Source organism: Leucobacter fengyongliangi (assembly GCF_052386045.1).
On the sequence record NZ_CM126356.1, the window covers coordinates 236061 to 260929 of the forward strand.

A 24869-nucleotide genomic window follows, 5' to 3' on the forward strand; every position below is an offset into this window, starting at 1 on the left:
CGTCAATGAATTCGACCTTCAGCGAGCCGGTCGATTGGTCTGCCGCAGTGGCACATTCGTGCACGTTCAAGACCAGTCACTTTATCCATGGTGAGTTTACTCCCTCGCTTTCAGGCAAGACCTTTGCGAGCGTGTCGCCACGTGACGGCCGAGTGCTGGCACACATTGCAGCAGGCGACACCGGCGATGTTGATCGCGCCGTCCTCTCCGCACGCCAAACCTTCGAGTCGGGGGTTTGGAGCAGGCGATCGCCCCGTGAGCGCAAGCGGATTCTTTTCGACTGGGCAGATCTCATCTTGTCGCATCGTGAAGAACTCGGGATGCTCGAATCGCTCGAAGTGGGTAAACCTATATCACATGCGACAACCAACGACGTCAACGGTGTCGTCGACGCCCTCCGTTGGTATGCCGAATCACTTGACAAGGTGTACGGTGAGGTCGCGCCGATTGGCGAAGAGGCGCTCGTTACCATTACCAGTGAGCCCCTCGGAGTGATTGCGGCAATCGTCCCCTGGAACTATCCGATGATCCTTGCTGCACTTAAATTCGCCCCAGCAATGGCAGTCGGCAACAGTATCGTAATGAAGCCAGCGGAACAGAGTTCGCTCTCTATGCTCAGGATCGCCGAGCTCGCGGTCGAAGCGGGCATTCCCGCAGGTACCCTCAACGTTGTCTGCGGTTTAGGAGCCGAAGCTGGGGCCGCACTCAGCCAGCATATGGACGTCGATAAGATCGTCTTCACAGGTTCGGGTCCAGTCGGTCGCCTCATCCAGAAGTATGCGGCCGAATCGAACGGAAAGGCCGTGCAGATCGAAGCGGGGGGCAAGTCCCCGCATGTCGTGTTCGAGCATGCCGGACCCTTGGATATCGTCGCCGAGCGAGTTGCGTTCTCTCTCTGCTATAACTCAGGCCAGACCTGCTCGGCTGGCACGCGAGTACTGGTTGCCCGTTCCCGTCACGAGGAACTGATCGAGCAGTTGCGAAAGGCATGTTCTGCATGGATCCCGCAGGATCCGCTCGACCCGTTGTCGACGATGGGACCGATCGCGAGCGAGCTTCAACTTGAACGGGTGACAGGCTTCATCGATCGTGCGATCGATTCCGGGTCCGAACTGGTTATGGGCGGCAAGCGAGTGCTGCTCGATTCGGGCGGATTTTACCTTGAGCCCACAGTATTTGATAACGTACAGAATCATCTGGAGATCGCGCAGGAGGAGATCTTTGGTCCTGTCCTGTGCGTCATTCCCTTCGAAGGGTTCGACGAGGGAGTCAGGTTGGCGAACCAGACTCGATACGGTTTGGCGGCGTCGGTCTGGAGCGACAACCTTTCAGAAGGCATCCGGGCTTCGCGTGAGATTCGTGCCGGAATGGTCTGGGTGAACACTTATCAACGATCGGACATCACTTTCCCCTTCGGTGGCGTAAAAGCGTCGGGGCACGGTCGAGACCGTTCCTTGCACGCCCTAGCAGAGTACTCATCCCTCAAATCCACTTGGCTTAACCTGTAGCGACGGGTCCGATCCGGGAAGGAACTGCTTCTGAAACACCCTTCGTCGGGGTGCCCCGCACAGATACACACCGTAGTTTCGACAGTGTCGTTTCCGGAACGCGTGGTATTGATCCTGACCCCGCCTGATGGTCTCGGAACGCACACCTGAAGCTATCGATCTAAAGTGCAGCTTCGCTCACATCGATATCCCGTTGCGCTCTTGGAGAGTACGTGACTGCGGTGATTCTGCCTCGGCTGAGCGCAGTCGAGTCCGGCGGTGGTCGATGCGGGATTAGGCTGTGATCGCACTACGAACGAGCGCGACCGATGCCTCAGTGATCTCCTCAATGCTGAATTGCTTACCGGAACGGCTGGGCCAGAACCGCACCCCATTTAGGGCTCCGGTGAGGAATCGAGTGATGAGGCGGTAGTCCTGATCTTGACGAACATCGCCGTCTTCTTGGGCGGCAATCACCAGGTCTCGAACGTACTTCTCGAATTCCTTTCCCGCCTCTAGTGCACGTTGGCGCCGATCTCCGGTCAGGTGACGGCGTTCAGTGAAGTAGATGTTCGCACGTTCTCGATTCTCGAGGTACCAGATCGTCTGGCGCCGGATGTACTCCATGAGTTCCTCGTAGGGTCGAAGGCCCTGAGCCTTGATCTCCTCCTGCAACCCGTCCATCGTCGCGTGGGATTCGGCGAGAATACGCCAGAGCAGGTCCTCCTTCGAGTCGAAGTAGTGGTAGAGGCTGCCCTTGAGGACTCCAACACGATCCGCAACTTCTTGAATCGATGTCGCAGAGTAGCCCCTCTCGGACATGACTTTGATAGCTGCCGCGATAACTGCTGCGTCCCGATTTCTCGAAGTCGGCGCCTTGGTCGCATTCGCCCCACGAGTCATGTGTGTTTCCGATCTGTCCAGGTTTCATTTACTTCGAATATTGGTCAATACTAACGTTTGGATGAAGTTTCGTATCCATCAGCTTTCCGGGTGGGTGATTTGCGTCTTGCATGCGGACGAAGGCTTCGACGCCTGGACGCTGCCGTCGGTCGTGTGACCCTCGGCCGACAGGCCGCTAGTCTATCCCGAGGTGGGAGGTGGGAGGTGGGTGCCGTGGCCAGCGATTCGGCTATCAAAAGATTTGATCTGGAAAGCAATGCGGGCGCCGTGCTGCGTAATGGGGAGGGAGGTGCCCGTGCTTGACTGACTCCCGAGTTTCGAGCATACTCAACCGTATGTTTGGTTGGCTTGCATGATTCGCGCGAGTTCCCGCGAGCGCATGTCGCGGAAGAGGAAGATGAGCAAGATGAGATCGACAGCTGATGTCGCCGCGGGACTCGGTGGAGACGTTGCCCTCGGCGCAATGCGGCACCCTGATCGGGTCGCCCTCGAAATGCTCGACGGGCCGTCTCAGACCTACCTTGAGATGGATCGGTTGACCAACCGGATCGCCAATGCTCTGCTGGGGTCGGGGCTCGTTCCCGGCGACCGGGTCGCCATCTGGATGGGAAACAGTCTTGAATACGTCAACACTTACGTGGCATGCCTGAAAGCAGGTCTCGTAATCGTGCAGGTCAACACCCGTCACACCTCGCGCGAGGCCGACTACCAGCTCGCAGACTCTGGGGCCGCTGCATTGCTGTTCGACGATGAAGTAGCGGCACGAGTCGAAGCGCTTGAGACTGTCGAACAACTGCGATTGCGGGTGACCACGGGTGCGGAACGAGTTTTGGGCGCGCAGACGTTCACTGAATTTGCCGCAGTGGGAAACGTGTCCCCTCCCTCGAGTTCTCTGGGTCCGGAGGCCCTTGCGGTGATCGGATACACCAGCGGTACGACGGGATACCCGAAGGGGGTGGAACTCACTCATCGTTCAATTCGGAGTCTAGGGGTTACGAATGCCTTGAGCAATCGATACGCTTTGGCAAGCAGGCAGGTCTTCGGCCTGTCACTGTCATTCACCGCAGCTACCCCAGCCCACATACTTCCGCATCTATACGTCGGGGGCACCACCCTGTTGATGCGATCGTGGGACACTGAGCGCCTCGTTGCCGCGATTGATGCAGAGCATGCGAGCTTCACCATTGTGCCGAGTCCGGCTGTCACTGATTTTACTGCGGCAGCACGCAGGTCCGGAACTCGGTTGGATTCGATGCAGAGCGTGCTGCATTCGGCCTCGAAGGCGCCGGCGGAGCATCTCCGGGAATTTGTCGATTACTTCGGTCCGCGGTTGGTCGAGGGCTGGGGAATGACCGAGAACTCAGGTGGGTTGGTAACCGCGACAACGGTTGAGGACTTTGTCAGGTCGAACGACGAGGTGTTCGCTTCAGCGGGACGCGCGGTGCCCGGCGCGATAGTCCGACTTGCCGACGAGCATGGCGATCCGTTGCCGCATGATGGTGAGACGGTGGGCCAACTGATGGTGCATTCGACATCGCTGGCTCGCGGCTACTGGCGCAACCCTGCTGCTACGGAAGCGGCATTTGCGGACGGTTGGTACAGGTCTGGTGACCTTGGCACGATCCGCACAGACGGACTCGTCACGGTTATTGACCGACGACACGATTTGATCATAAGTGGCGGGATGAACATATACCCAAGCGAACTCGAACGTGTGATTGCGGAGCTACCGCAAGTGCGAGAAGTCGCTGTGGTTGCGGCAGCGCACGACCGCTGGGGGCAGACTCCGGTCGCGTTCGTCTCAGTGAGAGTGGGCGATGGACTCGACAGCGATTCTGTGTTCCGGCATTGCGAAACGAACCTGGCCCGGTACAAGGTTCCGACGCAAGTCCACTTTCTCGATCAGCTCCCGTTGAATGCAAGCGGCAAAGTCTTGCGGGAAGAGCTTCGGGCGCGGGTCGAAACGACGGCAAGCTTCGGGCCTGACTCTGAACACACTGATGCGTGAGTTGTTCGCGGCATGAGGTGGAGCGAATGGTAAGGAGAGCTGCGATGATGCATACTCAGATTGATCTCTCATCGGCCGGGGGGGCGCTCGGCGCCGATGACATCATCCAGATGCTGAGCTCGCGCGGGGCAGACCTAGAGGGTCTTCAGCGGACTGCTGCGGAACTCAGGGATGAGGGATTACGAGAATTCGGTCGTCCTCAGGCGATCACGTACTCCAAGAAAGTGTTCATTCCTGTCACGAGGCTCTGCCGGGACCGCTGCCACTATTGCGCCTTCGTCGAGACCCCTGGCCGTCTACGCCGTCAAGGCAAAGACCTCTTCATCTCCGAGGACCAGGCCCTGGCTATTGCCATGCGAGGTGAACGGCTCGGATGTAGGGAAGCTCTCTTGACGCTTGGCGACCGGCCTGAAGATCGGTGGCCCGAAGCTCGGCAGTGGCTCGACGAGCATGGTTTCGAATCCACAATCCATTATGTCTCGCACCTCGCTCGCCGCATTATCGAGGAGACGACACTTCTACCACATGCCAATCCGGGGGTGATGAGCGCGTCTGAGATGTCCTCGCTTAGACAATTCGCGCCGTCGCTCGGCATGATGCTCGAAACAACGTCTGAGCGACTTTGGTCAGAACCGGGGCAAGTGCACTTCGGGTCACCAGATAAGGACCCGGCGCTCCGTTTGCAGGTGCTTGAGGATGCTGGGCAGCTCGGCGTCCCCTTTACGAGCGGTGCACTCATCGGTATCGGTGAGACCCTCCAGGAGCGAGCGGAGACGCTGATGGCGTTGAGAGACGTGCACCGGCGCTACGGAAATCTACAGGAAGTCATCATTCAGAATTTTCTGCCGAAGGACGGAACCCCGGCTAGTGGCGTGCACCCGGTCGACACTGAGGAGTACCTTGCCGCTATCGCAACCGCGCGGATAGTCCTCGGCCCGGTCGCCCACCTTCAGGCTCCGCCAAATCTTTCCGACCCAGAGACACTCGTCGCCCTCATCAACTCCGGCATCGACGACTGGGGAGGGGTGAGCCCGCTCACAGCCGACCACGTGAATCCGGAGCGACCTTGGCCGCAACTCGACCGGTTGGCTCAACTCACTCGTGATGCTGGGTACACCTTGACCGAACGGCTTACCATTTACCCGGAGTTCGTGACAGATGCTGAAACCTGGGTGGATTCTGCGCTCCGCGAAAATGTCTTGAGGCTTGCGGACGGCTTCGGTCTCGCTCAGTCACAGACAATCTCAGACTCAGCGCGGGCGCCTGATGTCTCACGCAAGGCCCACCCGCTCATTGCCATCTCTGAACTCCTTGACGCGGCAGCAGAAGGCGCGGAGGCGCTCGCTCCGGAGGATTTTGCCAGGCTTCTAGCCGCGGAGCCTGATGACCTGACGCGACTCTTCTCGATCGCCGACGACCTGCGTAAGTACACGGTTGGGGATTGCACCACATATGTCCGTAACCACGCGATGAGTCTCAATGTGCCACCCGCAGAAGTTCCAGATCCGGCAACGCTTGCCGCCGAGCTCGAGGCGCGAGGCATTGTCGAGCTGTGTATTCAAGGTGTGCTGGATGAACCGGGCAATTTGGATCTCACACTAGCTTTCGTGACTGGTGTCAGTTCGGCGGCACCTTCAGTGCATCTCCACGCGTTTCGGCCGGGCGACGTGTTGCGCTTGTCCCGTCGGTCTGGCGTGGCTGCGCGCGAGATCTACTCTGCCTTGTGGGATGCGGGTGTACGTACGGTCACCGGCACAGGGCTCAAGCTTTTAGACGAGACTTGGCGACTACAGCATGCTCCCGACGATCTCCCCATTGCTGAGTGGCGCTCGGTGATTGAGGGCGCGCATGAACTCGGCCTGAAGTCCACTGCCGTGATCGGTCTCGTCAGCGAACAGAGTCCACTGCAAATCGTCCACCATCTTTTCGAGCTGCGAAGCATGCAGCGCGCGACGGGCGGCTTCACAGAGCTTATTCCCTTGCCGGTAGCAGGGTGGAGGCCAATTGTTCCCGGCCGAGCTCCCGAGCTCGATCTTCGGGCAGTGACCGCTGTGGCGCGGCTGATTCTCGGCAGTGACCTCACACATATTCAAGTGCCCTGGCCAAGAGTGGAGCGTCACGAGGTTGCTTCGCTCTTGACTGCTGGCGCTGACGATCTCGGCGGGACTCTCGAACGCTGGGGGGAGCCAGATGATCCTGGTTCAGAATTCAGCGTCAGCGAAATGGCACCAATCGCAAAGTCTTTGGCGCGGACACTTCGCATGCGTAACGCCTGGTACGGTCACCCTGACGCAGGGCGTTAGTTTCGTGTCGCTGACGGAGGTGCGAATGCACGTACGTCCGGATTCCCCGGAGGAGGGAACTCTTGACACGGTCATCGTGGGTGCAGGTATTGCTGGCATCGCCATGGCGATGCGTTTGAAAAATGATGGGGTTGAGAACTTCGTCCTTCTTGAGGCTGAGCGAGGCCTCGGCGGCACCTGGCGCGACAACGTCTACCCGGGCGTGGCCTGTGACGTTCCGGCGCCGCTCTACTCATATGAGTCGATGCCGCAGGGTCCGTGGACTCGTCTCTATGCTGCGGGACACGAAGTACTTGCTTACCTACAGGAGTGCGCGGAACGGGCGGGACTTCTGCCACACATTCGGTTTGAATCCCCAGCACGCCGCATGGAATGGTCGGCTGCGGACGAGGCATGGCGCGTGGAACATGCAAGAGGGACCCTGCTAGCGCGAAACCTGGTGCTCGCATGTGGGCGATTGACCGAGCCGGCAATTCCCTCGATACCGAACCTTGATACCTTTCCAGGGATCGTGTTGCACTCCGCGCGATGGAAGGAGACGGAGCTGGCTGGATCACGGGTCGCACTCGTGGGCACCGGCGCATCAGGTGTTCAGTTGTTACCGCAGCTGGTGCAGCGATCCAATTCGGTGGTGGTCTTTCAGCGCACTCCGGCCTATGTGCTACCCAGGCACGATCGCCCCCTGACATCACAGGAAACGCGTGCTCTGCGCGATGGGGGAGCTCCCGCCGAGCACCTCCGTCGTGCACTCTTTGACCAGGCGGAATCGGTTCACCCGCAACGACTTGGGTTCGGCGACGTGCAAGAGCGGCAGGCCCTGCAGCATCTTTCCCAAGCGATTCCAGTTGCAGAGTTGCGTGGGCAGTTGACACCCAGGTATCCGCTCGGCTGTAAGCGGGTGACTTTCTCGGACGAGTACTATCCGAGTTTTCTCGACCCGAAGGTGACGCTTGAGCCCAGCGCTCTGGCCGAAGTACACGGGCGGAAGTTGCGAGGCGCTGGGGGTCGGTCGTACGAGGCCGACGTTCTCGTGCTGGCCACTGGATTTGAAACCACGGATCAGCCGTTTGCGGCTCTCGTGTACGGTCGCGGGGGTCAGAGGCTCGACACTTACTGGGAGCATCGCATGCGGAACTACGCCTCAACCGTAGTCCATGGATTCCCGAACATGTATGTACTGAACGGTCCGAACGCTGGGCTGAGTCATAACTCCGCGGTGTACATGATTGAGTCACAGATCGGGTTTGTCGCGCAGGCGCTTGAATATCAGCGCTGGAACGGCCATCCGACCATTGAGGTGCGCGCAGAGGCGGAAGAGGCGTACCTGAGTCAAATCGAGGAGCGTGCGTCGCGTGGCGTGTGGCACTCAAAATATTGCAGCAGCTGGTATTTGCACAAGCGCACGGGCGCATTGAACCTGCTTTGGCCGGGTACGGCAACAGAGTTTCGCGAGGAGTACGGTACTTTTCAGGCTGACCCCTTCACTGAGACGCCGCTCGTCTCCGAAGCTACGCCAATCCCGTGATCCGCACGCCAGAGTGCGCCTTGTAGCGGCGATTGATCGAGATGAGATTTGCTGTGAGGGCCTCCACCTGAGCGCTGTTACGCAGACGGCCGCCGTAGATGCCATGAACGCCGGGAATTACATCGGCGAGCTCTTGGACGATCTGAGCATCTGCTCGCCCATCACCAAGGACGAGTACGTCGCTCGCGACCTCACGTGATATGTCGTTGAGCACGACGGCGGACACGTTGTGGAATGCGCCGATTACGCGAGATTCGGGAAGCAGAGCTGCTGCCTGCTGGGTGGCGCTTCCCTCGTCAACCGGCAGCGCGAATGCACCTTTCTCGTCGAAGCCCAGCGGGTTGACGCAGTCGATCACGAGCTTCCCGCGAAGGGGATCTCGAAGCGTTTCGAGCGTGGGTTTGTGGCCCGCCCAGGGAACGACGATGGCGACAATATCGGCCCATGTGGCAACGGTCGTATTGGTGCCACCAGTAATGTCTGCGCCAGGAATCAGCTCTAAGATTTCGGTAGCAACCTGTTGGGCGCTTTCTGGATTCCGGGAGCCGATCCTGACGCTCATTCCCGCCTGCGCCCATCGGAGCGCAAGTCCTCGACCCTGAGGTCCGGTTCCGCCGATAACTCCAATACGCATCGACTTTGACAGGGCTTTCAAGGTTTCTGGCACAGCGTTCATCCTCCAAAATGTCAGGTCTCCTCAAAGGCGAGAGGATCAGGGTTAATTCTATCAATCGTTTGGTATTCTGAGAAGTGTGGATGATCGCCAGATAAGATTCCATTTCAATGACGAAGGTGGTGCGCGATGGAGTGGAATGCAGTCGTGGCCTTTCGCGGGGAGTTGGGTTCAAAGTCTCGCCTTTCGCAAGGTGACGGGGCACCGCCCCCAGAGGTATCGCTTGAGTTCGCTCGCGCCTTCGCCTGCGACTTGGTGGACGCCTTGCATGGGACCGAGGCCATACGTCGTGTCACGGTGCTCACTAAGCAACCTCTCCGCTGGTCTCATAGGTGCGCGGGTGACGAAGAGCTCGTCATGGACCGGTCCACGGAGTTCAACGCGGCACTATCGTCTGCGGTAGTGGAGGTACGGAGTGAGTCTCCTCACAGCGGTGTTCTGATTCTGCCGGGAGACTTGCCTGCTCTTACGCCAGTAGATCTTGCCGGGGCCTTGGCGCAAGCATCACGCTTTGAGCGGGCCTTCGTGACTGATCGGGTCGGGACGGGAACCACCCTGCTGACTGCGCGACCGGGTGCCGGGTTGATGCCTCTTTTCGGAGAAGGCTCGGCAAGGCGCCATTCAGCCGCTGGGTTCCATGAACTCGATCTTCCCGTGCGAAGTCCTCTGCGTAACGACGTTGACACCCTTGAAGACCTTGAGCGCGCGATGGGGATGGGTGTTGGTAGCCACACCGAGGCTATCTATCGCAGGTGGTTCGAGATGCGGACCGGGCATCGTCAGGACTTCGCACAGGTGGCGCTGGCCAGATAAACTTACGGGGGCTTCAGTCAACTCGGATTGACTGAAGCCTCCGTCGTGCTTAAGCCCGGGATCGCTAGGCGAGCGCCGTGTCCTGCTTGTTGAGGCCGAGCTGTTCGACGACAAGCTGTTGTGCCTCCCAGGTCCGGTCTGCACCGGCGCCCCCATCGTTCATGACCATATCGAACGACTTCAGAGGCTGATCGATGGTGCCATCGAAGTAGGGCATGACTTCCTGGGCGAAGAGGCGATGGCTGCGCAGAGTTGCCTCATGATCCGCCCAGTCAACTCCCATCAGCAGATAGCTTCCGAACCCGCCGGTCTTGTCGAGCAAGCGCTGGATCTGGGCGCGAGCCATCTCAGGAGTGCCAACGATTGCTCCACCTGTTTCGTTGAGGAGCTTCACTGTCCCCTCGACATCATGGTAATCAACGCCCTGGGCCTGCTTATGAATATTGGCACGATAGGTCTCGAGGGTCGGCATACCCCATCGAATTTCCTCCATCGCCTGTTCCACCGTCGGAGCGATGTGCATCGGTCCCATGAGCCTCCACTTGGAGCGCTCGGGAGCGGGCTGGTTGAACTCTGCAGCAGTTTTTTCCATGAGTGCCCACTGGGTATCGAGCACCTTGAAACCAGCCGGATCGGTTGCAGCGACGGAGATGATGTTCGCGCCATTCTTGCCTGCCGCGTATGGGGCATTAGGCGAAATCACACTCACGATCTGTACGTCGAAATCGTTGTAAGGGAGTAACTGGAGTTCGGCGTTTTCAAGGGTAAACCAGTCGGACTTGTGCGTGACTACCTCGCCCTTGAGTAGTCGAATGATGCAGCTCAGCGACTCCTCCATCATCAAGCGGTGCTGCTTGACATCGGTCCCCATCATGAGTGCGTCCTGCAGCAACTGGCCCGGCGCAACGCCAAGGTGCACACGACCACGGGTCTGATGCGACAGCTGAACGATGCGCGAGGCGATCTGGAAGGGATGGTGCCACGGGAGGGTAACCGCTCCCGTGCCGAATTCTAGGCGCTTCGTGCGCTCTGCCGCTGCGGCAATGAACAGCATCGGGTCGTCGACGAGTTCAACTCCGCCAGAGTGGTGTTCGCCCACCCAAACCTCATCGAAACCGAGTCGATCCATCTGTTCAATGATCTCAAGATCCTGCTGAAAGGTGAGGGTTGGGTTGATGCCGGGCTTGTGGTATGGCCCAATGAAGAGACCGAATTTCAGTTTGTCCTGCTTAGAGAACTTCATTTAAACTCCTTAACTTCGTTGTGTAGGGTGTTGCTACGCAGAAAAGGCTTTGAGCCTCGATGCTCAAGGAAATTGCTCCTCGCTAGCAAGCGGTACTTAAAAGTTACCACAGAGGCTGCCGTGCGTTTGGTAGATTTTTGCGCTGCCTCCTTTCCCTCAGAGGGGCTGTCGGACAGGCGAAGAAGACTATGATCTGTGCAGGACTATTTCCGAAGAGATTCTCGGAGTTCTTCAGTCACTGACGTCGCGGCGACGAGCCCGCCATCAACTGGGAGTGTGTGCCCGTTAATCTGCCGGGCGCTCTCTGACGCGAGGAAGGCAACCACTTCCGCAATGTCTTGTGGTGCAGAAAGCCTCCCCGTCGGCGTGCAGCGGAGGTATGCCTCACTGAGTTCCGGTGGAGCGTAAATCTCATTGTTTGGAGTGGTGACATACGAAGGAGCGACTGCGTTGCAACGAATTCCCTGAGGGCCGAACTGAGCGGCGATGGCCCGCGTCAACTGAATCACACCCGCCTTCGCGATTCCGTATGCGGTCAAGTTTGGCTCACCAAACATTCCGGATACTGAGGCGATATTCACAATACTTCCGCCGCCGTTTCTGAGCATGATCGGGATGACATGGTGGCACATGAGGTACGGGCCTCCGAGGTTGGCGCGGAGAGCTTCGATGAAATGGTCGTGAGGCGTATCGATCACGGATAAATCACCGGTAGTAAGAGCCAGCACCGCAGCGTTGTTGTTCAGAATATCGATGCGTCCATGGCGCTGAACGATCACTTCGAGTGCCGCTTGGACCTCATCCTCGTTGGTCGCGTCAGTGCCTATGAGTTCTGCGCGGCCACCTTGCTTGGTGATGTCGTCGACAACGCGCTGAGCATTGGCGACATCGGGATCCAGGACTATGACCTGCGCTCCCCGTGAGGCGAGCGTGTGTGCACTTCGTTCACCGATTCCGTTACCTCCGCCAGTGACAATGGCGATGCGCTCATCGAGAGCGAGGGTGTTGGGGCCTTTGGTGCTAGATGACAACTGACGGGTCTCCTTTGGCCTGTAGGCTGGGCTCTGGTTTATTTCGCAGGACGCGGGCGCTCTGCGATTGCTGTCAAAGGGATGCGCATTACCTCGTTTTTTACGAACGGAAGTTCGGCAAGCGTGAGTTCCGCGGCCTCTTTTGATTCCGACTCGATGATGAGTACTGCACCGGTGCCGTCGAGTCTGCGGAACAACTGGCTGATGAACCCAGTTCGCATAAGCTCGTCGACTGCGAGGATTTCGGCAGCCAGATGGGGTTCGGGGTCGGCACCTGGAACTATGCGGGCGTCACCAAATAGCTGCATGTATCACTCACCCTCGTCTGTGATGAGTGTTTTGGCCGACGCATTTTCCCGCGCCGACCAAAACACTAGCGGCGCTTCTCAGCCTCGTACTGCGCGATGTACTCGGTCTGTGCCTTGAGATTTACCTCGGCAATGTCCTTGCCAGCTGTGAGAACGTCGTTGTAGGAAGACAGCAGCGGCTGCGATTGACCCTGGAAGATGGGCATGACCTCCTCAGCGAGAAGTTCCCAGCTGCGCATCGTTGCCGGGAAGTTCGCCCAGTTATGGCCCATAAAGAGGAAGGTGCCGAAGCCGCCGGATTTCTCGATCACACGATTAATCTGCGCGATCGCCATCTCTGGCGTACCAATTACGGCAGAACCTGCTTCATTCCAGTCGTCGATGACCTTGTCCAGATTATCGAAATCAGGCATCGGTCCTGGGTTCACCAGGTACCGAGGTGTCTCGATCTCCTTAAGGGCGTACTTGACCTCGCGACGCGCCTGCTCCTCGGTTTCGGCGATATGCATGGGTCCCATCATTCGCCAGTCGTTTCGCGAAGCGACGTGACCTGCAGCCTTGGCCTCGTCGTTCCAAATGTCCCAGTGACCAGCGAGTCGCTCGATTCCCTGAGGATCTGTCGCTGCCACGGAAATCATGCCCGTGCCATACTTGCCTGCCAGCTTGGGACCCGCGGGTGAAAGCACACTCACAGTCGCGATATCAAGATCAGAGTGGGGAAGGATCTGGAGACGGGCTTCATTGAGCTCGAACCGTTCGTTTCGCATGGTGACCGTCTCCCCCTTCAGTAGGCGGATGATGGCATCAAGAGCTTCCTCCATGATGCGGCGACTCTGCAATGGGTCGAGCCCGATCATCTGTGCGTCGCGGAGGAGTGCACCGGGGCCGATACCCAGCATGGCCCTGCCTTTTGACTGGTGGGACAGCTGGGCAATGCGATCAGCGACCATGAGCGGATGGTGGTAAGGAAGGGACACTACGCCCGTGCCCAACTTGATTCGCTCGGTGCGTTCTGCGGCGCCCGCGAGAAGCAGCTCGGGAGAGGGGCAGGGACTCACCCCACTCGAATGGTGTTCTCCGACCCATACCTCGTCGAAGCCGAGGCGATCGAGTTGCTGAATAATCTCAATGTCCTGACGGAGCGAGATCGTAGGGTGGTTACCAGGCTTGTGGTAGGTCCCAGTGAACATCCCGAAACGCATCTGGGATTCGAAGAGCTTCATGTTTGTCCTCATCTTCTTGGAATGGCCCACGCAGAGTTCGGAGTCTCGACGCAGAGCGGGATCGACCTTGTTGTGGAACGGAAGGCTCCGCAAACAACATTAATCGTGGTCTGGTACTTGAAATCTGTCAAGCGTTTGGTTGATAATCAATCCTACGTAGGGCTCTCGTGAATCAGAGTGCCAGTGGATCTCCCTGGAGAGGACTATATAAGATGTCTGAAGTTCGTGCGGAACACGCAGACCGCGTGGCTTTGGTGACCGGTGCGGCTGGCGGTATCGGTGCTGCCGTCTCGCGCACACTTGCAGCTCGGGGTGCCAGCGTTATCGTGGCCGACTTTAATTCGGATGCCGGTGAAGCAACGGCCGCAGAGATACGCGCTGCAGGCGGTCGGGCAATCTTCCGCAAGGTCGATGTGACGGATGAAGCGCAGGTTGACGCGATGGTCCAGTTCGCCGTCGACGAGTTCGGTGGATTACACATGGCACACAATAATGCGGGCATCTTGCATCCCGGGGACCGGTTCCATGAGCTGTCAATGGAGCAGTGGGATAGGACGATGGAGATCAATACCCGCGCGGTGGCACTCTGCATGCGTGCGCAAATTCGGCTAATGCTCGCGAACGGAGGTGGCTCGATCGTGAACACGGCTTCAGGAGCCGGCATCGGCTCTGCGCCCGGGATCTCTGCCTACACCGCGAGTAAGCATGCGGTTGTTGGAATGACGCGCAGTGCAGCCGTTGAGTATGTGCGCGATGGAATTCGGGTAAACGCGGTTGCGCCTGGAACCGTCGACACCGGAATGCTTGCAGGGGTTCCAGCAGAACGCCGAGATGAGCTGAACGCACTGATGCTCATGGGGCGGATGGCGCAGCCCCAGGAAGTCGCTGAGGTTGTCGCCTTCCTCTTATCCGAAAAAGCAAGTTACGTCAATGGGGCGATCGTCAGCATCGACGGTGGCTCCTCGGCTCACGCCTGACGTCAACCACCAGCATCTGCAGCTCTACGAGCCTGCTTCGGCGGGAATCAGGGGCACACGATGAATTCCAAGTAACTGTGAACAAGGGTGTGAGCATATGGAACAATCCGGGACTGCGAGCCGAGCTACCGGCACCGCCGACTTCGAGCGCAAGGCAGGAGCATGGCTCGAAGCGAATGTGCCAAAGAAATGGCGTGAGAACCGTGGAGCGCTCAGCGGTGAAGAAGCCGATGCGATCCGCCGCGACTGGGATCGACAGCTCTGGGAAGGCGGGTTTGCGGGCATCAGTTTTCCCGAAGAGTATGGCGGTCAAGGGCTCGGGCTCGCCGAGGACGTAGTCTTCCATGTCCTCGCGGCGAAGGCGCAGGCTCCTGACGGCTTCTCTCGCATCGGTAAGACACTTGTCGCGCCAATGCTTGTGCGCAGCGGTACGGCTGAACAGAAGGAACGCTATATTCAGCCACTCTTGAGCGGGGAAGAAGTATGGTGTCAGGGCTTTTCCGAGCCAGGAGCCGGGTCGGACCTTGCGGGGCTACGCACTCGGGCTACCAAGGTTGCTGGTGGGTATCGCCTCTCGGGCCGCAAGACGTGGACGACGTTCGCCCAGCACGCGGACTTCATCTTTGTGCTTGCTGTCACAGACCCGGATGCGCCCCGCTACCGGAACCTTTCAATGTTTCTTGTCGATATGCGAGCGAAGGGTGTTGCTGTCGACGATATCCGCCAGATCTCCGGTGCTGTTCACTTTGCCGAGACACAGTTCGACGAGGTTTTTGTCGCGGATTCAGACCGAGTGGGACAAGAAGGCGAAGGCTGGGGCATTGCGATGGCACTCCTGAGCGACGAGCGGGGAGGATCGGAGACAGCGGCGCGATACGTGGAAATCCGTGCGGACGTCGACTTGTTGCTCTCGTCGCTCGCGGGCCGGGAAGACTTGGAACGAGATCTAAACCACCTCGATATTCGTGCCGAGGTGCTGCGTTGGCAGCTTGCGAAGGTTGTGGACCTCGAAACGGAGGAGAACGAGAAGTTCTGGCGATCGGTCTCGATGTTGAAGGTGCAATGGAGTGAATTGTGGCAGGACGTAACGCGCTTCGGCCTCGAGTACGGCAGCCCCGAAGACCAAGATCATTGGCGCTTCCAATACTTTGAAGCGAAGGCCGTTTCAATTTATTCGGGCACGAACGAGATCCAGCGAAACATTATTTCTGAGCGAGTGTTGGGACTTCCACGATGAATGTATTACTCAGTACCGAGTCCGGCGAGATGGGTGCACTCGCAGCGGATACCATCGGTTCGATTCTTGATCGGGCACTCGGAACGGCGAACATTTCCTCCTATGCAGAGGCTGGTGAACCACTGGGGTGGGACTCGCTTGCGAAGGCTGGTTGGGACCTTGTCGGTATTGTCGATGACGGCGAGGGTGCGACTCTGCGTGACCTAGTAGAGGTCGCTCAAGTTTGGGGATCGCGCCTTGCGCCTTTGCCATATCTCGAAACCGTGCTCGCAAAGCGTCACTCCGAGGCTGCCCAGGAATGGGAGGGCCCCGTTACATTTGCGTTGCCGCACCCGAGCATCGAGCAAGGATTGAGTTATATCCCGCATGGTACGATGCCGGGCATCGGGCTCCTGACTGCGATGGGCATCCGAGCCGGGGAAGTGGTCCCCGTTCCTGCAGGGCGCCCCCACATCCTGGACCTTGATGCGAGGGCCATTGAGGCATCCGCATCGACTGTTTTCTCTCTTGAAGCTGCTCAAGAGGTGGCCGTAGTTTTTGCGGCAAGCTCGGTAGGTGCAGCACGGCAGTTACTTAATCTCGGAATTGCATTCGCAAAAGAACGCGAACAGTTCGGGAAGCCCATTGGATCGTTCCAAGCTGTCAAACATCATCTTGCGAATGCCATGATCGCTGTCGAAGAGGCCGACACTGCGGTGATTTGGGGAAGTCTCCTCCTTGAGGAGTCCTTCCGGACTTCACGATTCGCGGTTTCCCGATGCATCGACGCGGCGGAGACCGTACTCCAAGTGCACGGAGGGCTCGGTTTCACCTGGGAACTCGGCCTCCACTTCTACCTCCGCCACATGATGGCTGTGCGTGAGTCCGTGGAAGGGCTCCAAGCACAATTCTGAAGCGCTAGTGCAGACCAGCACGCATTTACCGAAACCACGATCAACCTAAGAGAGTATGGCAAATGACGCATATCGATTTCGTCGAACAGTCGATTCGAGACGGCCAGCAGAGTCTATGGGGAATGCGAATGCGAGCCCACGAGGCTGCGGATGCGCTGCCGTACCTCGCCCGCGGCGGATACCGAACTATCGACCTCACCGGTGCAGGCATGTTCACCGTGCTGTTGCGCGAGTACTTCGATGACCCTTGGGCCACCATCGACTTCCTCATCAAGGGGCTTCCAGGCAACGAGATCCGTTCTGGCCTTCGGACGATCAGCGCCGTCGGTTTCGCGCACACGCCACAGGCGGTGCTCGATCTGTGGATCCAGACGTTGATCAAGCATGGTGCCACGAGCTTCTGGCTATACGACTGCCTTTACGATATGGAGACCATGAAACACATGGCCGACGTCGTGAAGGACGCAGGCGGCCAGCCGGTGCCTGCCATCATGTACGGTTACACGAGCGTTCACGACGACGCCTTCTTCGCAGAGCGCGCGGCTCAGATGGCCACTTGGGAGGGCGTGGAATCGATCTATGTCGAAGACGCTGCTGGTGTGCTCAAGCCGGAGCGCGCCCGAACGCTGCTTCCCGCGATCCGTTCGGCGGTCGGGCAGATGCCACTGGAGATGCATGCGCACAACACCACTGGCCTGGCGCAGCACAATTACATCATCGCACTTGAGAGCGGTTTTAGCCGCCTGCACACGGCATCCAGACCACTCGCAAACGGCGCATCGCTGCCCTCGACAGAGATGATGGCCGACATTGTGGAGCACATGGGGTTTACACATTCCCTCGATCGGAGCACATTCGCTCCGGTGGCAGAAATCTTCACCCGTGCGGCAAAGGACGGGGGGCATCTTCTTGGCGTTCCCGCAGAGTATGACCCTCGCATTTATGAACATCAGCTGCCTGGCGGCATGACTGGAACGCTTATTAACCAGTTGGCTCGGCACGGCATGGGAGATCGGCTGCCGGACGTGCTCGCGGCAATCCCTCAGGTGCGACTTGACCTCGGCGAGCCGATCATGGCGACCCCGTTTTCCCAGTTTGTCGGCATTCAGGCGGTGCTGAACATCGTTACCGGCGACCCGTACAGCATCGTGCCAGACGAAGTCGTCCACTACGCGCTCGGACACTACGGCCCCGTAGCTGGCGCAATGAACCAGGACGTGCTCGATCGCATTCTCGCGTCGCCGCGCGCGCGAGCCCTGCAGTCATGGACGCGTCCAGATCCGAGCCTTTCCGAGTTGCGGTCGCACTTCACCGCAGGTATCTCGGACGAGGAATTCTTGCTGCGATACATGATGAGCAACGAAGAAGTCGATGCCATGATCGCGAAGGGGCCGATTCGCACAGATCCACGTCGTTCAGCCAACGCCATCGTGGGTGCGCTCAGCGATCTCATTGCGGAGCGGAGCACGCTCACCTCGTTTTCGGTCTCAAGCCCCGAGTACAGTGTCACGCTGGCAAAGAAGTCCTGATACGCATGGACACGAGATTTGGTGCCTGAAGCGATAGGAATCACTAATGAATGAACGAGCGGTGCTCCCGACCTCGACCAGAGGCGTTGCTCTCACACGGTATCCCGAGGGAGAACTCCAAGAGTCTGACTTTGCCGTAAGAGAGTTTGACCTTCCTGAAGTTACCCAGGGCTCAATACTCGTGCAGAACGAGTGGTTCTCGCTTGATCCATCATCGCGGATTCGGATGACAGCGGGAGAATCGACGTACTTCACTCCCTTCGCGCTCGACGAGGTACTCGATGGCTGGGCGGTGGGAAGAGTGCTCGACTCTGCACATGACGATTTCGCGGTTGGGGATTATGTGCACCACTTCGGTGGTTGGCGAGAGTATGCGGTAGTCGCCGTGCCCGACAAGGACTGGTATTCTCCACGTCGCGTTGAGGTGGGGGGCGGTATCGACTCCAGACATCACTTGGGGGTGCTCGGTCCCAGCGGACTTACGGCGTGGGCAGGGCTGTTCCGTGTGGGGCGGTTAAAACCTGGAGAGACAGTGTTCGTCTCGGCGGCGGCTGGCGCTGTTGGCACCCTCGTCGTGCAAATGGCGAAGCTAATGGGCGCCACAGTGGTCGCAAGCGCCGGAACCGATGAGAAGGTTCGTCATTTGGTCGACGATCTCGGCGCAGATGTCGCCTTCAACTATCGCGTGGCTCCGGTGCTCGACTCATTGCAGGCGGCTGCTCCGGGGGGAATTGACGTCTACTTCGACGGTGTCGGCGGAGACCACCTTGACGCGGCGCTCTTGCAGCTACGTGCTGGCGGCCGAGTGGCGCTCTGCGGTCAGATTGCCGGATACAACCTCAAGGGCGATGATCGGCCCGGTATCAAGAATCTCTTCTCCGCTATTGAGAAGGGCCTCACGTTGCAAGGCTTTCTCGCGCGCATGTACTTCGACGAATTCGACGAGTTCTACCGCGAGGTTGCCGAGTGGCTCGCTCGCGATCAGTTGATCTTTGACGAGACCATTATCGAGGGGATCGACGCTTCGCCGGCCGGATTCATCGGCATGCTGCATGGCACAAATATTGGTAAGTCCCTGGTGCGGGTCACCCCGCGAACCAGCTGAGAGCAGGGAGTGAAAATGTTCAGAGGATGGCAGTTCACGGCACCGCATCAGCCCTTAGAGCTGGTCATAAAGCAAGATCCGGAGCCTGGCCCCGGACAGGTGGTGATCGCGACGCGTGCGGCAGGGCTCTGTCACAGCGACATCGGCTTCCTGGAAGGAACGATCGACTGGATGCTCGTGACCCGCCCTATTATTCTCGGGCACGAGTGCGCCGGTGAGATCGTGAAGCTCGGGCCGGACGTCGAAGGCTGGAAGATCGGCGATCGGGTGGCAGTTGCGGGCCTCGGCCTGGACGCGCCCGGGCTGATTGCCGACGGCGGCTTCGGCGAGAAGTTCATCGGAAAGATCGATCAACTCATTCGGATACCGGAATCAGTGGACTACGTTCAGGCCGCCGCGGCGACTGACGCCGGTCAGACGGCGCGCAAGGCGCTCCGATTGGCCGAGGTTGGGCCCGGTAGGCGCGTGGGCATCATCGGCTTGGGCGGCCTCGGCCTCACAGCGGCAAAGATGGCGGTGATGCTGGGAGCGGAGGTCTACGCGGTCGAGATCGACCAGTCCGTGTGGGCCAGCGCTGAGGAGGCCGGAGTCAAGCGGGTTGTCTCTTCCCCGAAGGAGCTCATCGACGAAGCACTCGATGCCTTCGTCGACTATGCGGGCTTCGGCGTTACGACCGCGGGTGCCATCGAGGCGGTGAAACACGGTGGAACCGTGGTGCAGGTGGGGATGGGTCGCAAGGAAGCAACGATCGATACGACCCAACTGGTCACTCGCGAGGTCATTCTTCGCGGGTCACTTGGTGGCTCCTATGTGGACACCCAAGACGTGCTCGGTCTGATGAGCGAGGGCCTGAGGGCAACAGCGACTGAGATCACCTTCGAGGAAGTGCCCGAGGGGCTCGAGCGTCTTGAGCGAGGCGAGGTCAATGGCCGCCTCATCATCAGCTACCCGGCCCCATAATCCAATTTCGGAAAGATCAGCACAGATTGGAGGCGTGCATGCTCTACATGCTCACATCGGAGGTAAGCCGGCCAGCGGGTATCGGCGACGCCGAGTGGGACTCCTTGCTCACAGCGGAGTTCGAGTACGGGGTGGGTTGCCGAAAGCGTGGCAATCTGCTTGAGATTTGGCGCATCGCCGGCAGGTATGCGGCGGTGAGTATCTGGAATGCGGATGATCACGAGCACTTCCACGGGCTCGTCGCTGGCCTGCCACTGTTTCCGTACGCCCGCTTTACCGTCACACCGCTCGTCGAGCACCCCTCTACGGCTCGACTCCGGGAGCAGGTGGCCGACGTGAAAGCCGATATTCGCATAGCCCACAGTGCCCAAAGTCTGCCCTGAAAAACTATCAATCAAACGGTTGACCGGTTACCTGCTTGCGGCATATTGTTAATAGCGTCTCGGTTGACCTTAGCGAAGGAGCTAGTCTTGTCCCGTAATGTATCGTTTGGTGTGATTAACAGTTTCGGCATGCCGGATCAGTGGCGGACGACTTGGAATGCTCGATACGAGGAGATCCTCGAACAGAGTGAGTGGATTGACAAAGAGCTCACGAATATTGATGGCGTTTATGTCACCGAGCATCACTTTTACGGTGATGGGTATCTGCCTGCGCCTATGGTGGCAACTGCGGCGATCGCGGCACGGACGAAGCGAGTGCAGGTGGGGACCAACCTCATCCAGATTCCGCTCCATAATGCTGTTCGTCTCGCGGAAGAGGCACTGGTTGTCGACGCGATCTCCGGCGGGCGTCTCCGATTGGGTCTCGGGATGGGTTACTTTCACCAAGAGTTCACCGGTCTGGGGCGCAGTTTGAAGAACCGAGTCAGCTTGACGGAGGAAGGTGTCGCAATTCTGCGGAAGGCCTTCTCTGGGGAACCCTTTGAGTTCCACGGCAAGCGCTATGACTTCGATAAGATCCATGTCACGCCGGGCCCCATCCGTGAGGGCGGTCCTGAGATCTGGATGGGGGGTTTCGCGCCTGCAGCAGTCGAACGTGTTGCGCGACTCGCGGATGGCTTCCTAGAGTTTGACCACGGCAGCGCAGACACCTTCCGCGAAACGGCAGATCGTTTGGGTCGCCCCCGGGAAGAGCAACGAGTCAATACCACGTACTGGGCGATCATCGCCGAAGATCCCGAACGGGCATTCGCACAGGCCGGCGAGTACTGGATGCACCTTCTCAACGAGTACATTGTTCGTGATGCCTATATCGGGCGGACCCCACCACTGACCGAACCTTACACTGACCCGAAGAAGGCCCTCGCGGATGGTCTGGTGATGCTTGCAGACGGTAACGAAGCCATCAAGATCTTCAACAACGACGTCGATCGAGGCACAATCGACTTTAACTTCGTGACGACGATGCCAGGTGAGCCGATCGAACAGGTCAACGAGCGGCTCCAATACCTGAACGATAAGGTGATTCCTCACGTGAAGCAGAGCACGCACCCGGCTGCGAAGACCGTGTCTTCGTAGATCTCGCTCCGCATGGGTTTTCATGGCGATCTGCCGGGAGAACCCATGCGCCGGTCGCTGGCTCGATCGTGGCCCGCCGTTAACAAGTCTCTTCCAGGATTGAGGAACCCCTTGGTATCAGTGCGTTTCTTCGGTTTGATCCCACGCAAACCCGACATCACGCCGCAGTGGTTCCATGATCACTATCGCTACCCGCACGGTGCGCTCGGGCTCGGCCTCGACGCGATGAAGCACTATGTGCAGAGCCATCAATTCGACACCCCGCTGCTTGGCGAGCAGCAGCGGCGATTTGAGGCGATTGCTGAGGGCTGGTACGATACCCCCGAGGCCGGCACCGCGCTCTCAACGAACTCGCACTACGTCGCACACCTTTTGCCGGATGAGGGACTTTTTGTCGATCTGCCCCGTTTGAAGTGGCTATACGCGCTGGAGACGCAGCACGTAGAATTGCTTTCTGGCACCGAAGCCGATCGTCGATGGAGCCCGGAGTCGGTGCCCACCACCGTGAAGCTCTTACAGTTCTTATCAGAGTCGGATGCCGCCACTCTCGCCGGGGATGCCAAAGCTCTAGGTGCGTCTCTAGCCGCCAAGCGTTTTGTGCGGAGCGAGCCGCACCCGAGCGTCTACCAGGTCGATACACCGGCTTACGCGGCTGTGCACGAGTACTGGTGGCCCACATACTCTGATCTGCTCGCGGGCCAGGAGGAGAATCCAGAGGCTTGGGAATCCCTGGTGCGCCTCGGTGCCGATTCTCCCTCACTCGTGGCACAGGCGGAGCGCTACCGGTAGATGCCTCGCGCACGGTACACACATGCAATAAGGTGAATCATGCATCTAGGACTAGCTGGCAAGAAAGTGCTCGTCACTGGGGCAACCCGTGGGATCGGGCGTTCACTCCTCAAGACATTCGTCGAGGAGGGGGCCGATGTCTCCTGCTGCGCGAGGAGCAGGCAGACGCTATCGAGGGTTCTCGCGGAGTACGCGGATTCGACGAGTCGCGTCATCGGGGAGTCAGTAGACGTCTCTGACGTCGCTGCCCTCCAGGCATGGATTGACCGCTCGGCGGAGGCGCTCGGTGGTGTCGATGTCTTCGTCTCAAATGTGAGCGCAATGGGCGGGCCTGATAAGTGGCAGCAGGTGTTCGAGCTCGACGTGCTTGGCACCGTTCGAGGCATCGAGGCGGTGTTGCCGCACATGCGCGTTGGCGGTGCGGGCGCGATCGTTCTGATCAACTCCACCGCTGCGGTCGAGACGTTCCGTGGGCCGACCGCGTATGCGGCGTTCAAAGCTGGCCTGCTCAATTACGCGAAGAATCTCAGCCGAGAGCTAGCGCGCGAGTCAATCCGGGTGAACAGTGTGGTGCCCGGGCCGGTGTTCGTCGAGGGCGGTGCCTGGGATCAGATTCGAGCAGAAAAGCCGGAGGAGTTCGAGAAAGTTCTCGCCGATTTGCCAATGGGGAGAATGGCTTCGCCGGAAGACGTCGCGCGAGCCGTCGTTTTCCTAGCCAGCGAAGCAGCCTCGTACGTCTCCGGAACTGCGCTTGTGGTCGACGGTGGATTCACCAGACGAGTGCAGTACTGAGAAGACTGGTTCTGCGGCCTTCACTTCAGCAACATCTGTATCTTAGCTATCGTCTCTGCCGGGCCGCTGCGCCTCGCGGCTTTCTACGAGGAGTTATTCGACTGCCGCCAGGTCGGCACGGGGCGCCAGATTGGCGGAGCGACACTCGAAGCCGGGATGGGATCTCGGGATACGTGTATCCGGAGTGCATCTATTTGCCCGGCGGGAATACCGGCACGCTCGAAATCTTTAGTCCGTGCGATGTCATCCCGGCACATCGGAAAGCTTCGAGCCAAGGGGCTCACCCCCTCAGCTTTTTCGTCGACGAAACCGAGAATTCCTGTGTTCGGTTCGAACGCTTCGGAGGCGAGCCCGAGCGCTTCGTCACCGAGATCGAGGTCGCCGGAGTCGACGATGCAAGCCTCGTGTATGCACGGGACCCCGAGGACAACCTGGTCCAAGGAGTGGCTCAGCCGTCGAGGCTGAGCCGAGTCCGTCACTTGGCCGACCCGGCACGCATGTCGACCAAAACCTTCAACCGCTCGCCCCGGGCCAATGCGCGAATGGTCTGCTCTAACTCGTCAAAATCGCCGACTTCCACCCAGTGACCCGTGTCGATCAGGCCCGCCGTCATGGCCGCGATGACCTCGGCAAAATCCGGTGCCTCATAGGCGAGCGAACCGATGATTCGGAGCTCCTTCAGTGCGATTGTGGCTCCGGTGAGCTGCATCGGCCTCTTGTAGATCGCGACGATTACAGCAATCCCCTGCGGTTTGAGGATCTCGATCGCCTGATCGAGTGCTGAGGCATGACCCGCGGCGTCGAAGACTATGTCGATCTCGCCTTGCGATTTGAGATCGGCGGTGTCGGCGAGAGACGCGATGCCCATCGCCTCGATCACCTTTCGTCGTGTCGCGCTCGTTTCAGAGAGACGCACGTCTTCGATACCGAAGGCCCTGAGCGCCAGTGCCACACCGATGCCGATAGGACCCCCTCCGATGATCAGCGCGCGCTGGCCGGGAGCGATACCGCTGCGCCGTACGGCGTGCCAGGAGACTGCCAATGGCTCCACCAATGCCCCGAGTTTGAGAGGAATCCCCTCGGGGAGACGGAAGAGTTTGTCCGCAGGCAACGCAGAATAGTCTGCGAGACCGCCGCTCTTGCTCGTGAATCCGTGGGTTCCCAGCTTCTTGCAGATGCGGAAGAGTCCCGCCTTGCACGCGCTGCACTCTCCGCAGTGGATCATCGGGAATGCGACGACATTATCCCCAACTGTGAAATTCTCGACTTCGGATCCGACGGCGACTACGGTTCCCGAGAATTCATGACCGATGATCTGAGGGAGGGAAGTCCCTGTCACAGGGTGAGGCTGGGAATAGTCGATGCCGATGGAAGATGGATTGAAGAACATCGCGATGTCTGAACCACAGATTCCGCAGAACGCGTTACGAATCTTCACCTCGTTCGGGGCGACCTTAGGCTCGGGCACCTCCTCGTTCCGGAGGTCCTCGGCGGCGTGCACGACTGCTGCCCGCATAATTATTTGGCTCCCCTCCTGGACGATCGACTGC

22 protein-coding genes are annotated in these 24869 nt (G+C 59.1%); 15 read left to right on the plus strand and 7 right to left on the minus strand.

Annotated elements, in window-relative coordinates; genetic code table 11:
* Positions 1–5 precede the first annotated feature (5 nt).
* Positions 6–1508: an aldehyde dehydrogenase gene (locus ACTNFK_RS01140; protein ID WP_435937006.1), complete on the plus strand. Its 1503-nt coding sequence runs from the start codon at positions 6–8 to the stop codon at positions 1506–1508.
* A 273-nt stretch (positions 1509–1781) separates the two neighbouring features.
* Here ACTNFK_RS01140 and ACTNFK_RS01145 read toward each other — a convergent pair whose 3' ends face one another.
* On the minus strand, positions 1782–2309 hold the full coding sequence (locus ACTNFK_RS01145; RefSeq protein WP_445117181.1) for a TetR/AcrR family transcriptional regulator: 528 nt from the start codon (positions 2307–2309) through the stop codon (positions 1782–1784).
* Between the two features lie 478 nt (positions 2310–2787).
* On the opposite strand from ACTNFK_RS01145, the gene ACTNFK_RS01150 reads away from it, so the two are divergent.
* From ACTNFK_RS01150 to ACTNFK_RS01160, 3 genes are read left to right on the plus strand one after another with little or no spacing between them, the layout of a single operon-like run.
* Complete coding sequence (locus ACTNFK_RS01150) at positions 2788–4398, plus strand: class I adenylate-forming enzyme family protein (protein WP_435937008.1); 1611 nt, start codon at positions 2788–2790, stop codon at positions 4396–4398.
* A 44-nt stretch (positions 4399–4442) separates the two neighbouring features.
* The gene (cofG, locus tag ACTNFK_RS01155) at positions 4443–6701 is read left to right on the plus strand and encodes a 7,8-didemethyl-8-hydroxy-5-deazariboflavin synthase CofG (protein WP_435937009.1); all 2259 of its coding nucleotides are present in this window, start codon (positions 4443–4445) and stop codon (positions 6699–6701) included.
* A gap of 25 nt (positions 6702–6726) precedes the next feature.
* Entirely contained in the window at positions 6727–8226 is a 1500-nt protein-coding gene (locus ACTNFK_RS01160) for a flavin-containing monooxygenase (protein WP_435937010.1), read from the plus strand.
* On the opposite strand, the gene npdG is transcribed toward ACTNFK_RS01160, so the two are convergent.
* Positions 8210–8902: an NADPH-dependent F420 reductase gene (gene npdG, locus ACTNFK_RS01165; protein WP_435937011.1), complete on the minus strand. Its 693-nt coding sequence runs from the start codon at positions 8900–8902 to the stop codon at positions 8210–8212. The genes ACTNFK_RS01160 and npdG overlap by 17 nt on opposite strands.
* Before the next feature lie 126 nt (positions 8903–9028).
* Here npdG and cofC point away from each other — a divergent pair, with 126 nt between their 5' ends.
* Positions 9029–9712, plus strand: coding sequence for a 2-phospho-L-lactate guanylyltransferase (gene cofC / locus ACTNFK_RS01170; protein ID WP_435937012.1), 684 nt, complete (start codon positions 9029–9031; stop codon positions 9710–9712).
* A 64-nt stretch (positions 9713–9776) separates the two neighbouring features.
* On the opposite strand, the gene ACTNFK_RS01175 is transcribed toward cofC, so the two are convergent.
* From ACTNFK_RS01175 to ACTNFK_RS01190, 4 genes are all read right to left on the minus strand, one after another.
* Positions 9777–10955 carry an LLM class flavin-dependent oxidoreductase gene (locus tag ACTNFK_RS01175; protein WP_435937013.1) on the minus strand — a complete coding sequence of 393 codons (1179 nt, stop codon included), beginning with the start codon at positions 10953–10955 and terminating at the stop codon, positions 9777–9779.
* 203 nt (positions 10956–11158) lie between these two features.
* A complete protein-coding gene (locus tag ACTNFK_RS01180) occupies positions 11159–11986 on the minus strand; it encodes an SDR family NAD(P)-dependent oxidoreductase (RefSeq protein ID WP_435937014.1) in 828 nt (275 codons plus the stop codon).
* A 38-nt stretch (positions 11987–12024) separates the two neighbouring features.
* The gene (locus ACTNFK_RS01185; RefSeq protein ID WP_435937015.1) at positions 12025–12294 is read right to left on the minus strand and encodes a hypothetical protein; all 270 of its coding nucleotides are present in this window, start codon (positions 12292–12294) and stop codon (positions 12025–12027) included.
* A 65-nt stretch (positions 12295–12359) separates the two neighbouring features.
* Positions 12360–13517: an LLM class flavin-dependent oxidoreductase gene (locus tag ACTNFK_RS01190; protein ID WP_435937016.1), complete on the minus strand. Its 1158-nt coding sequence runs from the start codon at positions 13515–13517 to the stop codon at positions 12360–12362.
* A 212-nt stretch (positions 13518–13729) separates the two neighbouring features.
* Between ACTNFK_RS01190 and ACTNFK_RS01195 the strand changes: the two genes are divergently transcribed.
* The 10 genes from ACTNFK_RS01195 to ACTNFK_RS01240 all read left to right on the plus strand — a co-directional run bounded on the left by ACTNFK_RS01195 (position 13730) and on the right by ACTNFK_RS01240 (position 23319).
* Positions 13730–14494 carry an SDR family NAD(P)-dependent oxidoreductase gene (locus tag ACTNFK_RS01195; RefSeq protein WP_435937017.1) on the plus strand — a complete coding sequence of 255 codons (765 nt, stop codon included), beginning with the start codon at positions 13730–13732 and terminating at the stop codon, positions 14492–14494.
* Between the two features lie 97 nt (positions 14495–14591).
* Positions 14592–15731 carry an acyl-CoA dehydrogenase family protein gene (locus ACTNFK_RS01200; RefSeq protein ID WP_435937018.1) on the plus strand — a complete coding sequence of 380 codons (1140 nt, stop codon included), beginning with the start codon at positions 14592–14594 and terminating at the stop codon, positions 15729–15731.
* Positions 15728–16624 (plus strand): acyl-CoA dehydrogenase family protein, encoded by an 897-nt coding sequence (locus tag ACTNFK_RS01205; protein ID WP_435937019.1) that lies wholly within the window; start codon positions 15728–15730, stop codon positions 16622–16624. The genes ACTNFK_RS01200 and ACTNFK_RS01205 overlap by 4 nt, the downstream gene beginning before the upstream one ends.
* Positions 16625–16686: 62 nt before the next feature.
* Complete coding sequence (locus tag ACTNFK_RS01210) at positions 16687–18153, plus strand: hydroxymethylglutaryl-CoA lyase-like TIM-barrel protein (RefSeq protein ID WP_435937020.1); 1467 nt, start codon at positions 16687–16689, stop codon at positions 18151–18153.
* 46 nt (positions 18154–18199) lie between these two features.
* Positions 18200–19258 (plus strand): NADP-dependent oxidoreductase, encoded by a 1059-nt coding sequence (locus ACTNFK_RS01215; RefSeq protein WP_435937021.1) that lies wholly within the window; start codon positions 18200–18202, stop codon positions 19256–19258.
* A gap of 15 nt (positions 19259–19273) precedes the next feature.
* The gene (locus ACTNFK_RS01220) at positions 19274–20218 is read left to right on the plus strand and encodes an alcohol dehydrogenase catalytic domain-containing protein (protein ID WP_435937022.1); all 945 of its coding nucleotides are present in this window, start codon (positions 19274–19276) and stop codon (positions 20216–20218) included.
* 38 nt (positions 20219–20256) lie between these two features.
* A complete protein-coding gene (locus ACTNFK_RS01225) occupies positions 20257–20601 on the plus strand; it encodes a muconolactone Delta-isomerase (protein ID WP_435937023.1) in 345 nt (114 codons plus the stop codon).
* An 87-nt stretch (positions 20602–20688) separates the two neighbouring features.
* Complete coding sequence (locus ACTNFK_RS01230) at positions 20689–21738, plus strand: LLM class flavin-dependent oxidoreductase (protein ID WP_435937024.1); 1050 nt, start codon at positions 20689–20691, stop codon at positions 21736–21738.
* 120 nt (positions 21739–21858) lie between these two features.
* A complete protein-coding gene (locus ACTNFK_RS01235) occupies positions 21859–22527 on the plus strand; it encodes an EthD domain-containing protein (protein WP_435937090.1) in 669 nt (222 codons plus the stop codon).
* Between the two features lie 39 nt (positions 22528–22566).
* The gene (locus ACTNFK_RS01240; protein ID WP_435937025.1) at positions 22567–23319 is read left to right on the plus strand and encodes an SDR family NAD(P)-dependent oxidoreductase; all 753 of its coding nucleotides are present in this window, start codon (positions 22567–22569) and stop codon (positions 23317–23319) included.
* A 475-nt stretch (positions 23320–23794) separates the two neighbouring features.
* On the opposite strand, the gene ACTNFK_RS01245 is transcribed toward ACTNFK_RS01240, so the two are convergent.
* Positions 23795–24835, minus strand: a complete 1041-nt coding sequence (locus ACTNFK_RS01245; protein WP_435937026.1) for an alcohol dehydrogenase catalytic domain-containing protein — start codon at positions 24833–24835, stop codon at positions 23795–23797.
* Positions 24836–24869: the final 34 nt, after the last annotated feature.

Excerpts from the sequence above, each read along its gene's own strand:
- ACTNFK_RS01140 (WP_435937006.1), top strand. The coding sequence starts at position 6 with ATGAATTCGACCTTCAGCGAGCCGGTCGATTGGTCTGCCGCAGTGGCA.
- ACTNFK_RS01185 (WP_435937015.1), bottom strand. The coding sequence starts at position 12,294 with ATGCAGCTATTTGGTGACGCCCGCATAGTTCCAGGTGCCGACCCCGAA.
- ACTNFK_RS01245 (WP_435937026.1), bottom strand. The coding sequence starts at position 24,835 with ATGCGGGCAGCAGTCGTGCACGCCGCCGAGGACCTCCGGAACGAGGAG.
- npdG (WP_435937011.1), bottom strand. The coding sequence starts at position 8,902 with ATGAACGCTGTGCCAGAAACCTTGAAAGCCCTGTCAAAGTCGATGCGT.
- ACTNFK_RS01190 (WP_435937016.1), bottom strand. The coding sequence starts at position 13,517 with ATGAAGCTCTTCGAATCCCAGATGCGTTTCGGGATGTTCACTGGGACC.
- ACTNFK_RS01195 (WP_435937017.1), top strand. The coding sequence starts at position 13,730 with ATGTCTGAAGTTCGTGCGGAACACGCAGACCGCGTGGCTTTGGTGACC.
- ACTNFK_RS01210 (WP_435937020.1), top strand. The coding sequence starts at position 16,687 with ATGACGCATATCGATTTCGTCGAACAGTCGATTCGAGACGGCCAGCAG.
- ACTNFK_RS01240 (WP_435937025.1), top strand. The coding sequence starts at position 22,567 with ATGCATCTAGGACTAGCTGGCAAGAAAGTGCTCGTCACTGGGGCAACC.
- ACTNFK_RS01205 (WP_435937019.1), top strand. The coding sequence starts at position 15,728 with ATGAATGTATTACTCAGTACCGAGTCCGGCGAGATGGGTGCACTCGCA.
- ACTNFK_RS01175 (WP_435937013.1), bottom strand. The coding sequence starts at position 10,955 with ATGAAGTTCTCTAAGCAGGACAAACTGAAATTCGGTCTCTTCATTGGG.
- ACTNFK_RS01200 (WP_435937018.1), top strand. The coding sequence starts at position 14,592 with ATGGAACAATCCGGGACTGCGAGCCGAGCTACCGGCACCGCCGACTTC.
- ACTNFK_RS01215 (WP_435937021.1), top strand. The coding sequence starts at position 18,200 with ATGAATGAACGAGCGGTGCTCCCGACCTCGACCAGAGGCGTTGCTCTC.
- cofC (WP_435937012.1), top strand. The coding sequence starts at position 9,029 with ATGGAGTGGAATGCAGTCGTGGCCTTTCGCGGGGAGTTGGGTTCAAAG.
- ACTNFK_RS01160 (WP_435937010.1), top strand. The coding sequence starts at position 6,727 with ATGCACGTACGTCCGGATTCCCCGGAGGAGGGAACTCTTGACACGGTC.
- ACTNFK_RS01145 (WP_445117181.1), bottom strand. The coding sequence starts at position 2,309 with ATGTCCGAGAGGGGCTACTCTGCGACATCGATTCAAGAAGTTGCGGAT.
- ACTNFK_RS01150 (WP_435937008.1), top strand. The coding sequence starts at position 2,788 with ATGAGCAAGATGAGATCGACAGCTGATGTCGCCGCGGGACTCGGTGGA.
- ACTNFK_RS01225 (WP_435937023.1), top strand. The coding sequence starts at position 20,257 with ATGCTCTACATGCTCACATCGGAGGTAAGCCGGCCAGCGGGTATCGGC.
- ACTNFK_RS01220 (WP_435937022.1), top strand. The coding sequence starts at position 19,274 with ATGTTCAGAGGATGGCAGTTCACGGCACCGCATCAGCCCTTAGAGCTG.
- cofG (WP_435937009.1), top strand. The coding sequence starts at position 4,443 with ATGATGCATACTCAGATTGATCTCTCATCGGCCGGGGGGGCGCTCGGC.